This is a genomic window from Draconibacterium sediminis, from assembly GCF_000949475.1.
Lineage (GTDB): Bacteria > Bacteroidota > Bacteroidia > Bacteroidales > Prolixibacteraceae > Draconibacterium > Draconibacterium sediminis.
This window is the reverse complement of record NZ_JRHC01000001.1, coordinates 156090-172687: the sequence shown is the minus strand read 5'-3', so window position 1 is coordinate 172687 and position 16598 is coordinate 156090. Positions and strand designations below refer to the sequence as shown.

Sequence of the window (16598 nt, the reverse complement as noted above, 5' to 3'; positions counted from 1 at the left end):
TTTATTAAAAATATGTTTAGAAATTACCTGAAAGTTGCACTTCGTAGCTTGTTGAAAAACAAGCTTTTCACTTTTATAAATATTACCGGTTTAGTAATTGGGATGGTGGTGGCTCTGCTTATTTTTAACTATGTAAGTTTTGAGCGCAGCTACGACTCGATGCATGAAAATGCGGATCGTATATATCGTGTTGAAAGTAAATTCTACGAAGGCGAAACGCTCACCGACGATTGGGCAACGGCATCGTTTGGTTATGCCAGTGCCATGAAAGAAAACATTCCCGGTATTCAGGATTTCGTGCGAATTGCCATTAACAGCACCGAGCAAATGGTGAGTTACGAAGAGGATAAATCGCGCGAAAATTCGGTTGTTGTTACCGAACCTTCTTTCTTTTCCATTTTCTCGTTTAAACTGATTGATGGAGATGTGTCAACTGCCTTAAGCAGTCCGAATAAAGTAGTGATCTCGCAATTGGCAGCCCATAAGTTTTTTAAGAATGAAAATCCGCTGGGTAAAGTTTTAAAGTTCAGAACGCTAAACCAGGCTTATGAATGCGAAGTAACCGGCGTGCTGGAAGATATTCCGGCTAACAGCCATTTTAATTTCGACTATTTTGTGTCGTGGGATACACAACCCGATTGGATTAAAAACTTCTGGTACCTGCACGAAACCTATTCGTATGTTCAGCTGGAACCAGGTATTTCGCCCATAAGCATTGAGAATGCTTTTCCGGCCATGTCGGAAAAATACAAAACAGCCGATGCACTTAAAAATAAAACCTGGGCCATTGAATTACAACCGTTGGCTGATATTCATCTGACTCCGCAAAAACAATACGAACGCGAAGCCAAAGGAAACGAAAAAGCGGTAAAAGCCCTGGTTCTGATTGCACTGGCAATTCTTCTTATCGCCTGGATAAATTACATCAATCTTACTACTTCGAGATCGCTGGAGCGTGCACGCGAGGTAGGTGTGAGAAAGGTGTCGGGGGCACAGAAAAAGCAACTAATCATTCAATTTTTAATTGAATCAACCCTGGTAAATGTTATTGCCCTGGCTGTTTCAATTGGGCTATTCCTGCTTCTTATTCCCTCATTTAACTCGTTTATCGGCAAAACCATTGGTTTTTCAATTTTATACATGCCCCGCTTTTGGGTCTTAATCACACTATTTCTTGTAACGGGTATCGTTCTTTCCGGGCTGTATCCATCGCTTGTGCTTTCGAATGTAAAGCCTGCAATTATATTGAAAGGAAAATACCTGAACTCACAACGGGCAGGTATGGTACGAAAAGGTTTGGTGGTTTTTCAGTTTGTGGCTTCGCTGGTTTTAATTTGCGGAACTCTGGTGGTTTATGCGCAGCTAAAATACATGCAGAATCAGCCGCTGGGTATAAACATCGATAAAACATTAGTGGTGAAATTTCCTGCACAAACTCCTAATTTAATGGAGAAAGTCATGAGTTTCAAGCGCCAGTTAAAAGATTTGCCCGATGTAAAAAACGTGGCTATTTCAAATGCGGTGCCTGGAATGGAAGTGGCCTTTTTCGCATCAAATCGTTTGTTTGAAGATGCCGCCAAACAAAACCGCCTGTACGAAATGCAAACGGTTGATTACGATTTTATTGATACTTACGAAATGAATATTCTGGAAGGAAGAGGTTTTGACGAAACTTTTACCAACGATATAAAAAAGGTTATTCTGAACGAAGAAACGGTGAAACAGCTGGGTTTTGCGAATAACGCCGATGCCATCGATCAGAAGGTTTTAATTGAAGGCGAATCAGAACCTTACCAGGTAATTGGTGTGGTTGAAAATTACCATCAGCAGTCGCTGAATAAATCGTACACCCCGATAATGATGATCATGTACAACAGCATCGGTTGGCTGCGACCTAAATATTTATCACTGAAAATATCGGGGGCTGATGTTGCTTCTGCTTCGGGTAAGGTAAACGAAATCTGGAATCAGTTTTTCCCGGAATCAACTTTTGATTATTTCTTTTCCGATCAGTTTTATGAAGCGCAATATTCACTTGATCGGAAATTTGCTACCATTTTTGGGCTGTTTGCACTGATGGCCATTTTTATTGCTTGTTTGGGATTATGGGCACTGGCACTGTTTGCCGGATTAATTCGCAAAAAGGAAATGGGCGTCCGAAAAGCTCTGGGAGCATCAACGCCGAGTTTGTTTTACAACCTTTCCAGCGAGTTTATCTATTTAACATTGTATTCGGCAATTTTAGGTATTCCCTTAGCCTTTTTTATAATGAATGAGTGGCTGAAGTCGTATGCATTCAGAACGGAAATGAATTGGTGGTTTTTTGCTTTGCCCATTGTGGTGCTGGTGTCAATCGCATCGTTAACCGTTAGTTATCAAACACTAAAAACAGCACATTCGAGTGCGGTGGATAGTTTGAAGTATGAGTAAAAGTGTTCGGAATCAGGATGGACAGGATATTAGGATTAGCTTGATTGAAAAAGGGAAATGACGAAGATAGATGATGAGCTGACATACAAAATTATTGGTTGTGCAATGAAGGTGCACAACACTCTGGGGAATGGATTCCAAGAGGTAATTTATCAAAGATGCCTGGCTATTGAATTAGACAATGCAGGAATCGCGTATCAGCGTGAACAAGAAATGCCCATTTATTACGAAGGGTACGAAGTTGGTAAGCGTAGAGCAGATTTTATAATTGAAGAGAAAGTTATGGTTGAATTAAAAGCAATAATTAATCTTGAGGATGTGCATCTCGCTCAAGGTTTAAATTACTTAACAGCATACGATTTAGAAACTGGTTTGCTCATGAATTTTGGTTCTACCAGCTTGCAAACCAAACGACTGTATAAAAAACATTAATCCTGAAAATCTTTAAATCCTGATTATCAGGATTCAGACAATTAATAAGCTAGTAACATGATACAACTAAAAAACATCGACAAATACTACGACGCAAAGTTTCAGCGAACTTTTGTATTAAAAGGAGTAAACCTTGATATTAATCAAGGCGAATTTGTTTCAATTATGGGGCCCAGTGGTGCCGGTAAATCAACCTTACTGAATATTATTGGTTTTCTGGACGAACCCAACGAAGGCGAATATTTGTTCCTCGATCAGCCGGCCAACCAGTTAAAAGAAAAACAAAAGGTGCAGTACCATCGTAGTCACATCGGTTTTATTTTTCAGGCTTTTCATCTGATTGAGGAAATGAATGTGTACGAAAACATCGAAACACCGTTGGTTTATCGCGGGGTGAAAGGCAAAGAACGTAAGGCCCTGGTGGCCGAAATGCTTGACCGCTTTAACATTGTGGCCAAAAAGGATCTGTTCCCAAGTCAGTTGTCGGGTGGTCAGCAACAACTGGTAGCTATTGCACGCGCAATTGTGGGTAGTCCGAAACTTTTACTGGCCGATGAGCCTACAGGAAACCTGCACAGCGAGCAGGGACAAATGATTATGGAGCTACTGAAAAAACTGAACGATGAGGGAATGACCATCATCCAGGTGACGCACTCTGAAGAAAATGCAAAATACGGAAACCGTATTGTCCGTTTAAAAGATGGTTATTTGAAAGAAGACGAATAGCAATTATCAAAAATAAGTTTCAAATATCTGTCCTTTCGAACGCAGTGAGAAATGACAGCTTAATTAAGCACAGATGGTATTGAAAGTTGTATTAAGAAACCTGCAAAAGCATCCGTTTTTAAACCTGGTAAAAATAATCGGACTTGGTCTGGCTTTAACCGGGATAATATTTATTGCGCTGTTTCTGAAAAATGAGTTGACTTACGATTCGTTTCATCAGAAATCAGCTCAGATCTACCGCTATACAACCACGGATCCTGATTTTTTCAGCGGAAAACACTTTGCCCGCATCATCAATCCCGGGTATATTCATGAAATGAGCGATGCGCTTCCGGAGGTGGAGGAATTCGTCCGTTTACGTCCGGTGCGTGGTGGTTTAATGAAATACGATCAGCGGTACTACAAAGTGGCGCAGGCTTTTGAGTGCGACAGTACTTTTTTTAATGTTTTTGATGCAAAAATGTTGATAGGTGATAAACAATCGGTGCTTGAAAATCCGGCATCAATGGTGGTCACCCAAAGTTTTGCAAAAATGGTTTTTGGAGAAAAGAACCCGGTGGGAGAGGTGCTTACTTTACCGGCCGGGCAATATTACGGCGAGGATCAGGACTTTACCATAGCAGGAGTAATGGAAGATTTTCCGGCAAACAGTCACTTTCATCCCGATTTTGTGGCCACACCACTGACTGATCAGTTTACCTATGGCTGGGCCTGGACCTACCTGGTTTTAAACGAAAATACTACGCCTGAAAATGTTACGGCTGGAATTTACGATTACCTGAAAAACAATAACGAAACCAATCCGGAGGAAATGGATACCGAAGTGCATTTGCAAAAGATTTCCGATATTCATTTAAACTCGCATAAACTCCGCGAGATCGAAGAAAACAGTAACATCCGAAACGTTTATGTACTGGCCATTGCGGCTTTTATTTTGCTGCTAATTTCAATTAGTAATTACGCCAACTTGAATATTGGGATGAGCGGTTTCAGTGCAAAATATCTGTTTATAAACAAGCTACTTGGCTCCTCAAAAAGTGCGGTGGTTAAGTATTTCTTTTTCGAGGGGATTTGTATTCTTGCGGCCGCCTTGTTTTTTACCGTTTTACTGTCGGTGCCGGTCAATACCGGAATCATTCGTTTTTATAAGCTGAATTTGCTGGCCGGGAATTCTACCACAATTATTCTGTTGGTTTTGGCATTTAGTTTATTAGCGCTGGTATTTGGTATGCTTCCGGTTCTGAAATCGGTTTTCTCGACTATCCGCCTGGGTGGAAACAGAGGATCTGCAGTGGCGGTTCACCGCAATGGCGTCAGCCGTGTTTTAATCGTTTTTCAATATGCTTTTTCCATTGCTTTAATCATTACCGTAATTGTAATTTCGCGGCAAACCAACTACGCGCTAAAAAACAGTATGGGCGTTCAGCAAGACAATGTGATTTGTTTTGAATCGGTTCATGCCAGTATTCAGCAAAAATTTGGCGTGCTTAAAGAGGAATTGCTGCAATACAACAGCATCGAATCGGTTTCTGCCATGTTGGAACCACCGGGTGGCGAGGCAAACGATATGTTTCCGTTTGAAATGGAAGGTTACGAAACGGAAGATCCCGGGCAGAATTCTGATGGCATTGGTGTTTTCCCCTGCGATTATTCGTTTGCATCGATATTCAACCTGCAGTTTTTGGCCGGCACCAATTTTTCGGAAAACAACAAAGACAATGAAGGTTCGGGTGAATACATTATCAATAAAGCGGCCATGAAACGCTTGCATTATTCGAATCCGGAGGATATTGTTGGTAAAGATTTCAAACTTATTTTTTCATCTCCGGGATCGGGAATTACCATACCAAAAGGGAAAATTATCGGTGTGGTTGAAGACTTTCATTTGTCGAGTTTACGAAAACAGGTAGAGCCGCTGGTACTTTTTAAACGCGATAAATTATGGCTTTTAAACTTTGTGGTGTCGTTTAAACCCGGAATGAAAGATGAAGCGCTTGCCGATATGGGAAAGGTGTGGAATGATCTGTTTCCCGAATATCCGTTTCAGTACGAGCACGTTAATGCCATGTATAAACGCGTGTACAAAGCCGAGTTGCTACAGGCTCGCTTGTTATCGGTTTTTACGCTTATTGCCTTGTTTATTTGCTCGATGGGTTTGTTTGGTTTGGCACTGATTATTACACAAAACCGTACCAAAGAGATTGGTGTGCGAAAAGTAAATGGCGCGCGCGTTTCCGAAATTCTGACACTGCTTAATAAAGATTACATTAAATGGGTGGCGCTGGCCTTTGTTATTGCCTGTCCTGCGGCATGGTTTGCCATGGATAAATGGTTGGAGAATTTTGCCTATAAAACCACTTTGAGTTGGTGGATTTTTGTGGTGGCCGGAGTTCTGGCATTAGCGATTGCCTTGTTTACGGTAAGTTTTCAATCGTATCGAGCAGCCAGTCGAAATCCTGTCGAAGCCTTACGATATGAGTAGGCGTAGATGCTGACAAACGAAGTTTCGTCAGTATTGAGGCGCTCAGGTATGAGTGACGAAATCCCGGTCTGATTTAAGTCATTTTTGAAGAATTTTTTTCGCGATATTTCCCCGGAGTTGTTCCTTCAATTTCCTTAAACACCCGCGAAAATGACGCAACCGAACCAAAGCCGGCTTGCTGGGCAATATATTCCATTGTGAACTTGTTGTTTTCGCGTGAAAGTAATAGCTGTTTGGCCTCTGCAACACGGTATTTATTTACAAACTCGTTAAAATTCATTTCAAATTCGTCGTTTATCAATTTCGAAATGTAGGTGCGGTTGGTAAGTAGCGATTCACAAACCGTACTTATTCTCAGTTCGTTAACCTGGTATATTTTGTCGTGTTCAAATAGTTTTAAAAGTCGTGTTTTTAAGTCATTTTCAGGGCTGTCCGAAATCTCCTCGTCCACATTGTCTTTCTCTTGTTCGTATAACATTTCAAAGATTTCGCGCTGCATATTTCCTTTGTAACCGATAAGAAAAAATATTGTGGTGAAAAAAATTGAAGGAATAAGAAGCGAAAGGTTATGGTGTATAAAATAACTCCTTCCTAAAAGCGCAAAAGCTATAGCTGCAACCGATACGGCAAAAGCAAGGATACTCAGGTTACGTACCCAGTTCATTTTTTTGCCTTCGGTATTCGAAAAATATTGGTTAATGGTTTTATTATGTTGGTTGGAGAGTCGAATTACCAGCATCAGATAAACTATTGTTTGAAGAATAAAAACAATTCGGCTGAGCAGAAAGATGTATCCTTTTATTCCGGGTAAAGTGTTGAAATTTATTGCTTTCAGGTTTGTTTCAACGAGAATGTGCTTCACGTAGTAAATACGTTGTTCGGGTGAGAGTGTAAGCGTTAATAGTAGCGAAACTACCCCAAAAAGGACCCCGGGTATAAAATGAAATAAATGACGGGGTGTTTTAAAGCTATGGGTTGTTAGTTTTAAAATATAAGTGTAAAAAAGAGGGTAGAGCGACAGTCCGGTGTATAAATAAATACTTTCGAAAAAGGCATAAAGGTGATACAGTCTCGAAAAAAATATGGCATGAGAGATATATAAAAAGCACGCAAAAATTAAAAACAGGCCAAGTGTCCACCGTGGGGCATTGTCCGATTTTTTTTGAACTAAAAATATTATGCCCCAAAATAAGGTAACGTAAATGGGAGACAATAGAGCAATAGTTTGAATCATTTGCGAATTAAGTTGTGCTATAAAAGTACAAATTATTGGTATAGGTATATGCTTTTTACAATATGGAGCTTAATTTTTACGATTTGAAGCTGCGTTTATCGAATGTCGAACGATCTTTGCAAAACGTTCGGAGAAGGACATACTAACCAATACAAAATATTTGGCGGTTCTTCGGTAGTATTGCCGTAAACTGCCTACCCTCCTCTTAGATTAAACATAAATGAAAAAAGGTGGTTTGTTAACAAACCACCTTTTTCAATTATCTACTGTTTTAACTCTTAAACTTCAAAAGAATCAGCTTTCCGGTAGGCTTCAATAAACGCTATTTCGCCTTCTTTTCCGGAAATACTTTTACCATGTTCGGCGCAAATTGTGCCTTTGTAGCCTTTGTCGTGCAAATGTTTGAAGATATTGACAAAGTTAATTTCACCGGTTCCGGGTTCTTTACGTCCGGGGTTGTCGCCACAATGAAATGCACCAATATAATCCCAGCAGATATCCATGTTCATAATGAGGTTCCCCTCGGTAATTTGCTGATGGTACAGGTCGTCGACAATTTTACAGCTTGGATGATTAACGGCTACGCATATCATTTTAGCCTGAGCCATTTTTGTGAGGAATAATTTTGGATGGTCAACCTGGTGGTTAAGTGGTTCCATAACCATCTCCAGTCCGGTTGTTCCGGCAACATCACAACAAGCGCGCATATTATTGATTACATTAATGGTTTGATAATCCCAATCCATTTTTTCGTCGTATATACCGAATGTTATCAGTCCTGTTTTTGCACCTGTTCTTTTTTGTACATCAAGTGCTTCTTTTGTTTTATCTACCAGCATTTTAGTCACTTCAGGATCGTCAGTAACAGCGTATTTGGCACCATGATCGGCATAAACGATAAACGGGCCAATATCAAGACCAAGCCGTGCTGCTTCGTTACCAATTTTTTCCTGCATTTCGGCCGGTTTCCACATCAGGCCATTGTCAAAAAATGCAGTAAAACCCTGATCGGCAATAAACTTTAGGTTTTCAATGGGGTCTTGTCCAACATGCTCGCGGAAGGTTCCAAGCCCCGGAGCGTATTTCAACTTAAACTTTGCCGAATTTGACACTTTTGAATCTGGCGTTGCTGCACTTGCAATTCCGGAAATACCGCTAAATGCCAGGCTGCCCGCTACTGTGTTTCGAATAAAATTTCTTCTTTCCATTGGTTATGTGGTTTAAATTATGTGCTGTTTTGTCTGTTGTTTATTGAGACATTAAAAGTATGTACTGTTTTATTAAGACGTAAAAGATATGAAATATGACTATATTTTGCTTAGTCAATCGTGATTTTACTTCCCCACCAATCATTACCCGGATCGAAATCCTCTGAGAGCATCCAAAGCCGTTCTTTTTCCAGTGCCGGCCATCTTTTATCAATAACCTTTTGAAGATGTGCTTTTTCGCGCTCTGCTGTCCACGTTGGATCTTGTGTTGGATAACGAGCTCCCATTTCTTCCAGCATTGCAAAAAGTTGTTGGCTTAACTGTTCCACTCTTTCCGGATTCTCAGCCGCCAGGTCATTTGTTTCGCTTAAATCATTTTTCAAATTATATAAAGCTTCCCGGCCGTCTTCGTAATAATGAATAAGCTTCCAATCGCCCAAACGGATAATTGATGATGGTTCGCCACCCTGGTTCCCGTAATGCGGGTAATGCCAGATTAAAGGTCGTTCGGCAAGTGATCCGCCTTTTAAAAGCGGAACAAGACTCACTCCATCATTGTGTTCTTCCGGTTTTAAATTGGCCCCGCAAAGTTCCAGAATTGTAGGGTAGAAATCGGTTCCGGTAACAGGAGTGTTGCACGTCTGTCCATTTCCCAGCTCAGGAACTTTTATAAAGAATGGTTCGCGAATTCCGCCTTCGTACTGATATCCTTTGCCGCCACGCAAGGGTTTATTCGAGGTGGCAAATGCATCGCCGGCCGCCACTCCGCCATTATCGCCGGTAAAGCAGATTATTGTATTTTCTGCCAGGCCCAATTCGTCCAGGGCATCAAGAATGTAACCAACTGCGTCGTCGGTACTTTCCACCAGCCCGGCATAAATGGGGTTATCCTGATGTTGACGGATGGGCAGAAAATGACCCATTTCAAATCCGGTTTCGGCAATTCCCATTGCTTCGGCTTTATCGCGGTATTTTGCCCATTTTTCCTGTGTGGTTTGAATGGGGCCATGTACCGCATAAAACGACAGGTAAGCGAAAAAAGCGGTGTCTTTATGGTTTTTGATAAAGTCTACAGTTTCTTTTGCCAAGCGCATGGTGAGGTTCTCTCCATTGGGGCCACTTGGCAGATTAGGATTTTCCCAGGGGGCGTAATAACCGCCCTTCGGACTACCAACATCCCAACCGCCTTTGTTGATGTCAAAACCATGATCTTCGGGCCACGATCCTTTTTCGCCCAAATGCCATTTCCCGGCAAAAAAAGTTTTATAGCCGGCCTCTTTCATTGCTTCGGGCAATGTGGTGTAGCTGTGCTCAAGATGATGAACATACTCCGGTGGAAGCAGTTTTGTGGCCCGGCCGGTATTGCTCCATTCTTCGCCGGTTTTTGCTCCAATCCAGTCGGTAATACCATGCCGTGCCGGGAATTTTCCGCTTAAGATGCTGGCTCGCGACGGGCTGCAAACCTGACAAGCTGCATAGCCGTCGGTAAACAGCATCCCTTCGTTGGCAATACGGTCGATATTGGGTGTTTCGTAGTATTTGCTGCCCATTACGCTGCAATCGGTGTAGCCATAATCGTCAACCAGAATAAAAAGAACATTGGGTTTTGAAACCTCTTGTTTTTTGGGCTCACACGATAACAATGTAATCGCAATTAGAAGCAGAAATGTGATTTTGTTGCTCATAATGTTCCGTTTATTCTTCATTTCCGAATTTAAAAAGATCAGATTTAGTATGTGATTTTTCGATTAGCGCAATCATTTCCTCAACCAATTCAGGATGATCGGAAGCAACATTGTTCTCTTCGCCCACATCGGTAGCCAGATTGTATAATTCGGTAGTTGTTTTTTCGGGTGTGAAAACGTTGTAGCGCACCAGTTTCCAATCGCCTTTACGAATTGCCTGCCGGCCTTTCAATTCATGGAATTCCCAATACAAATAATCGTGCTGAGCCGTTTGTTCTTCGCCCAGCAGTGTAGGTAAAAATGAAACTCCGTCAATGGAATCGGGAGTAGAAATGCCGGTAATTTCGGCTACGGTTGGAAAGACATCCCAAAATGCAGAAATATGGTTGGATGTGGTGGCGGCTTTAATTTTTCCGTTCCACATTGCAATCATTGGTACCCGGATACCACCTTCGTATAAATCGCGTTTGTAACCTTTTAATGGTCCGTTTGAGTTGAAATAATCAGGGTCGGCTCCACCTTCCAAATGTGGTCCGTTATCAGATGTAAAAATGATCAAAGTGTTGTCGTAAATCCCCAGTTCTTTCAATTTGGCAACGATTTCGCCAACCTGCATATCAAGGTAATCCACCATGGCTGCAAATGCTGCATGCGTTTCCTGCTGCGAACCGTAGCCACCCTGTTTGTAGTTGGGGCCATCATCAACTCCTTTGTAAGCTTTTTCGGGCTCAAGTTTGCCGCGGTATTTGGCAATATATTCTTCAGGAGCAAACAATTCGGCGTGTGGAATTATGGACGGATAATACATAAAAAACGGTTGGTTTTTGTTGTTTTCGATAAAACGAAGCGCTTCTTTATGAATGAGTTCCGGTCCGTACGATTCCGTTTTTTTACCGGAATTGCCTTCAAGAACAATTTTTTCCTGGTTGTGCCATAAGTGATAAGGGTAGTAGTTATGTCCCATTCGCTGGCAGTTGTAGCCATAAAACTCGTCGAATCCCTGCATGTTCGGATCACCTTCCGAGCCCGGATAACCCAATCCCCACTTGCCAAAAGCACCTGTGGTGTAACCAGCTTCTTTAAGTGCTTCGGCCACGGTGACAGCACTGGCCGCCATGGGATACTGGCCTTCGGGCTGCCATTCTTTGTTGCCTCTAACGGGTGTGTGGCCGGTGTGTTGCCCGGTCATTAACGCCGAGCGCGACGGAGCACAAACCGTTGAACCCGAATAATGCTGGGTAAACAGCATGCCATTTGCGGCCAGCTTATCGATATTGGGTGTTGAAAAATGCGTTTGCCCGTAGCAACTCAGATCGCCATAACCCAAATCATCGGCCAGGATGTAAATAATATTTGGCTGCGCAGGCTGCGTCTCTGTTGTTTTAGTTTTAGGCTGGCAAGCCAGCAGCAGCAAGCTTAGAATAGCTGGTAAGATTAGTTTTCTCATAATTAGTTAGTCGTATTAAATCTGTTTTGTTTGAATCGAAATTGTTGCAGTTTCAAGTCCCTCGCCACTTACTTCCAGCTGCATTTCTCCGGCCTCTTCAAGCGATTGAACCGTTACCACCAGTTTGCCGCTAAAGGCTTTCATTGTTGGCAGGTGGAACAACTCGAGCGAAGTAGCATCGCCGTTACAAACGGCTTTATATTTTCCGGCACCGTTCACTTTAAAATTCAGTTGGTTGGTGGCGGTAGGGCAAAGGTTGCCGTCTTTGTCAACCACTGAAACGGTGATGTAACTGAGGTCATTTCCATCAGCAGATATCTGATCACGATCGGCAGATAATTGCAGGTGATGAGGCGCTCCGGCGGTGTGAATTTCCTGTTCGGCAACGGCATTTCCATCATCGTCGAAAGCAACCACTTTTACAGTTCCCGGTTCGTATTTTACATCCATCCACATCAGGCGGTTCCGGTTCAGCAATGTCTCCTTGCTTTTCTTCTGAATGCCCTGACTTTTACCGTTAACGAACAATTCGGCACTGTTGTAATTGGTGTACACAAAAACAGGCGTTGTTTCTCCTTCGCGGCCTTCCCAGTTCCAGTGCGGAAGAATGTGCAGGGTTTCGTCTTCCGTGTTCCAGCGGCTGCGGTACAGGTAGAAGCGGTCTTTTGGTAAACCTGCCAAATCGCAAATGCCAAAGTACGAACTGCGCGATGGCCACGCTTCGTTGTATGGAGTAGGTTCGCCGAGGTAATCAAAACCGGTCCAGACAAATTCGCCAATTACCCAGTCAAAATCATCCTGCCAGTAAAAATCTTCGTCAGGAATGTTTGACCATGAACAAGCTTCCAGATCGTATGATGAGCTTTGGAAATCATCGTATCTCATCATTTTTCCCTCTATCACAGGAAACTTGTAAATTCCGCGTGAACTTACTGTTGACGCGGTCTCCGAGCCAAGAATGAATCCCTGGGGAAAACGCTCGTAAGCCTCGTCGTATAAATGTAAGCGGTAATTGAGACCGGGAATATCCATAATAGCACCAAATCCGTTTTTCAGAGTATTGCTCACCTGGTCCATTCCAACGGTAACCGGGCGTGTTGGGTCTTCCCGGTGAAAAATATCCTGCAGCCATTTGGCCAGTTTTACGCCTTCGTTGCCCCACTGGTCGGGAACTTCGTTGCCCGAGCTCCACATAACAATACACGGGTGGTTGCGTGTTGCCCGAACCAGATTTACCACATCTTTTTCGGCCCAGTCGTCAAAATAAAGGTTGTACCCATTTTCAACTTTTGGCCTTGCCCATTCGTCAAAACTTTCAGCCAGGAAAAGAAAACCCATTTCGTCGCAAAGCTCCAATTGCTCCATTGATGGCATATTGTGTGATGAACGGATGGCATTACAACCCATATCTTTTAGAATCGTCAGTTGACGTTTTAAGGCAGCTTTGTTTACAGCAGCTCCAAGTGGCCCCAAATCGTGGTGCAGACAAATCCCTTTAAACTTGGTAACTTCGCCATTTAATACCAGTCCTTTGCCGCTTTCGTAAACCACACTTCGCACTCCAAAACGAATGTTTTGTTCGTCTTTTAGCGTGTTGCCTTCGTACAGTTTCATATTTGCGGTGTACAAATAAGGCGATTCGGTATCCCATAGTTTCGGATTCGGAATAGCAATGTTTTGTTCTGTTTTGGTGCCAAAAACTTCGTTGGTGGTGTTTGTTGCCACCACGTTTCCTTCGGCATCTTTTATTTCGGTAACCACTTTAATGTTGCTTCCGTTAACTTCGGCTTTAATGTTTACCTGCGCTTCTTCTTCCGAGACAAAGGGTGTGGTAATGAATGTTCCCCATTGGTTAAAATTCACCTCGTTTTTTACAATAAGCTGCACTTTGCGGTAAATTCCTGCTCCGGGATACCAGCGCGATGATGATTCTTTATTTTCAAGACGAACAGCCAACAGGTTTTCTTCGCCGGGATTTACATAATTGCTGATATCAAAATAAAAATAACTGTAACCGTAGGGACGGTTTCCAACTTTCTTCCCGTTGATGTACACCTCGGCGTTGCTCATGGCACCATCAAAAACAAGCAGGGCTTTTTTGCCCGGACTGAAATCCGGAAGCTCGAATGTTTTGCGGTACCAGCCAATTCCGATGTGTGGCAGTGCGCCGGTGCGTCCGGTACGCAGGCGAGCCTCTTTTTCCATGTCCTGAGTAACGCGAACTTTCTGTGCATCAATTTCTTTATCAAAAGGTCCTTTAATAGCCCAGTCGTGCGGAACTTCAACGGTTTCCCAGTTGGCTACATCGGTTTGTGGAAGCTGTGCATCGGCAACTTCCTGGTTAATAAATTTCCAGTCTTTTTGCAGTGTTTGTACACTTCGGGTTTCGCTGCTTGTTTCGACACAAGCCGAGAAAAGAGCTAAAATAATAATGAAAGAAAATAATGATTTCATATTATAAAAACTGTTTGTTTTTTAGTGGATAAATACGCCGGCGTACTATATAAGAGAACTTGCTTTTTGTAATAAAGGTGGTGTATTGTAACCGAATTTCATATAAGGTTCTATATACACAGACGCCTTTTCATTAATACATACATACGCTCTCAGTAAAATATTTGTTGCTTCAGATACAAAATTTACACTGGTAGGTACTGGTATGGTACAAATATGCAAAGAAATCGGATAACTCAAATGATTGCGAAACCTATCCTGCAACACGTTTTGTGAGGAAAGGATAGTTACGATAACGAAAGCGGAAGACTGAAATGAAAGCTGCTGCCAAGATTTTCTTCGCTTTCGACCCAGATATTGCCGCCATTTATTTTAACAAATTCCTGGCAAAGAATTAAACCTAAACCTGTTCCTTTTTCGTGAGCAGTTCCTTCGCGTTGCACCGATTTTTCAATTTTAAACAGGTTTTCTATCATTTCCGGAGTCATTCCAATGCCATTGTCTTTTACCGTAACAATCAGCATTTCGCCATCCTTTTTGACAAGCAGATCAATTTTGCCGTTTTGATTCGAGAATTTTATGGCGTTGTTAAGCAGGTTTCGAACAATAAAGTTCACCATATCGAAATCAGCATAAACCATAACTTTCTTTTCCGAAATGTTGATGCTTATGCCTTTGGTTTTGGCTACCTCAAGATTGAGATCTTTGTTAATTTCAAAAACTTTATGAATAAAGAATGATTGTGGCTCGAATTTAATGGATCCGGTTTGTGTACGCGACCATTCCAACAGGTTTTCCAACAACTCGTAACCACTGGTGGCAGCCTGATACATGCCGTTAATAAGCACATCAAAATCATCCGAGTTTCTGGTTTTCTTTTCATTACGCAGCAAATCGGAAATGCCAATTAAAACATTAAACGGATTTTTTAAATCGTGGGCTATAATCGAAAAGAATTTGTCTTTTGTGGCGTTTAGTTTTTTGAGGTTTTTTTCGTCTTCAGCAAGTTTTACGAGGTTTTCTTCAAGCAATAATTTCTGACGGTTGATGGTGTTGTAGTTGGCTTTTAGCTCGTCGGTGTGTTTTTTTCGGAGGATAAGGAAAAAGCTGAGTGTCACCAAAATAATAAGTAAGGCAACAATGGCAAAGGCCGCTTTTACGCGAAATTTAAATTGATCGCTTTCGTTTTTTGCTGAAGCCAACTGCTGCTCGAGCAGAATTTTATTTCTTTCGGCCTTACTGGCTTCGTCGGCTTCGAATTTGCCCAGTGCTTCTATAATTTCATCGGGCTTTAACAATTGAAATGCCTGTTTGGCTTTCATGTTCATTTGGTAGGCTTTTTCGTATTGCCCAAGGCCGGCATAAGCTTCTCCTGCTTCGGTGTAATAATCCGAGACATAGTCAAGTTTTTCCAATTCCAGGCTTTTCGAAATGGCTTTGTTGAAGTATTTTGTGGCTGTATTGAAATCTTTCTTTCTGAGGTAATATTTACCTTGTAAATAATTGATTTCAACGTCATATTTTATCTGACTATTTTGGTTTTTCAAATCAGTAACCCGGTCAATATCGGTTTTTGCCAACGATAAATCTTCTGTTTCAAGATAATAGGTAATAAAGCCCAGGAGAACTTCAATCTCTCGCTGTTTGTCATTAATTTGTGGTAACAGTTCCAGAGCCTTATTCAAATGATGAAGGGCCTGTTCCTGTTGATTTAATTTTAAGTTGGTATAGCCCAGCGAAATGTGATTCAAACACTGGTTTCGGGTGTTTTGGGTTTCAACATCAACATCAAGAGCTTTTTGGTAATAAAGTTGGCAGCTTCGGTATTCTTTTAAATATTCATAATACGTGGCAATGTTTGAATACGCTTCAGAAAGCCCGTAAGTTTGGTTTGCCTCTTCGCAAATATTTTTTGCTTTAATCAGGTAATTAAGTGCCTGTACCTGGTCTTTTCCGTAGGAATAAAATACGCCCAGGTTAAGGTAGCAAGCGAGTAACGACACCGAATCTTTGGTTTCGGTAAATATCGTAATGGCTTGTTCGAGGTTGGAAATGGCAGGAAGCCAGTCGCCTGTTTGGTCGTACACATAACTGATAAGAAAAAGTGCTGTTCCTTCGCCGTATTTGTAGTTTATTTTTTGCGACAGCTCCAGTGCTTTTTGTGCGTATGCCAACGAACTATCCGGATTGGTGAAGTCGTATAAATCGGACAGATCGATGTAGATATCGACGATCTTCTCCGCATTTGTTTCCGTTTTAACAGCCGTTTTTAGCGAATCGATCTGTAGTGTATCGTTTCCAAAAACAGGTAAACCGCCAACAACAATTGCGAACAATAAACTCAGTAAAATATGTTTACTCCGATTTCTCATAGGTTTGCACCGAGCTGCAAATATAATTAAATCAACTTCATACAATGAAAAATGTGCATTTGATGGTTTATTTTTAAAGAATCCTTTTATGTAAGGTGGCAGTTGGTGGCAACTGTAACTAAAATGTA

10 protein-coding genes are annotated in these 16598 nt (G+C 41.9%); 4 read left to right on the top strand and 6 right to left on the bottom strand.

Going from position 1 to position 16598, the window contains the following annotated elements:
• Positions 1–12: 12 nt before the first annotated feature.
• The 4 genes from LH29_RS00700 to LH29_RS00685 all read left to right on the top strand — a co-directional run bounded on the left by LH29_RS00700 (position 13) and on the right by LH29_RS00685 (position 6070).
• The gene (locus LH29_RS00700) at positions 13–2430 is read left to right on the top strand and encodes an ABC transporter permease (protein WP_045025655.1); all 2418 of its coding nucleotides are present in this window, start codon (positions 13–15) and stop codon (positions 2428–2430) included.
• 57 nt (positions 2431–2487) lie between these two features.
• Entirely contained in the window at positions 2488–2862 is a 375-nt protein-coding gene (locus tag LH29_RS00695; RefSeq protein ID WP_045025654.1) for a GxxExxY protein, read from the top strand.
• A gap of 57 nt (positions 2863–2919) precedes the next feature.
• Positions 2920–3588, top strand: a complete 669-nt coding sequence (locus LH29_RS00690; RefSeq protein WP_045025653.1) for an ABC transporter ATP-binding protein — start codon at positions 2920–2922, stop codon at positions 3586–3588.
• A 73-nt stretch (positions 3589–3661) separates the two neighbouring features.
• Complete coding sequence (locus LH29_RS00685; RefSeq protein ID WP_045025652.1) at positions 3662–6070, top strand: ABC transporter permease; 2409 nt, start codon at positions 3662–3664, stop codon at positions 6068–6070.
• Between the two features lie 73 nt (positions 6071–6143).
• Here the strand turns inward: LH29_RS00685 and LH29_RS00680 are convergent, their stop codons facing one another.
• The 6 genes from LH29_RS00680 to LH29_RS23490 form a co-directional block, all read right to left on the bottom strand.
• Complete coding sequence (locus LH29_RS00680) at positions 6144–6932, bottom strand: helix-turn-helix domain-containing protein (protein ID WP_198152315.1); 789 nt, start codon at positions 6930–6932, stop codon at positions 6144–6146.
• Between the two features lie 650 nt (positions 6933–7582).
• Positions 7583–8512, bottom strand: a complete 930-nt coding sequence (locus LH29_RS00675) for a hydroxypyruvate isomerase family protein (protein ID WP_045025650.1) — start codon at positions 8510–8512, stop codon at positions 7583–7585.
• Positions 8513–8622: 110 nt separating this feature from the next.
• On the bottom strand, positions 8623–10197 hold the full coding sequence (locus tag LH29_RS00670) for a sulfatase (RefSeq protein ID WP_045028366.1): 1575 nt from the start codon (positions 10195–10197) through the stop codon (positions 8623–8625).
• Between the two features lie 10 nt (positions 10198–10207).
• Entirely contained in the window at positions 10208–11644 is a 1437-nt protein-coding gene (locus tag LH29_RS00665) for an arylsulfatase (RefSeq protein WP_045025649.1), read from the bottom strand.
• 15 nt (positions 11645–11659) lie between these two features.
• Entirely contained in the window at positions 11660–14098 is a 2439-nt protein-coding gene (gene galB, locus LH29_RS00660; protein WP_045025648.1) for a beta-galactosidase GalB, read from the bottom strand.
• Between the two features lie 287 nt (positions 14099–14385).
• The gene (locus tag LH29_RS23490) at positions 14386–16470 is read right to left on the bottom strand and encodes an ATP-binding protein (RefSeq protein WP_052670486.1); all 2085 of its coding nucleotides are present in this window, start codon (positions 16468–16470) and stop codon (positions 14386–14388) included.
• Positions 16471–16598: the final 128 nt, after the last annotated feature.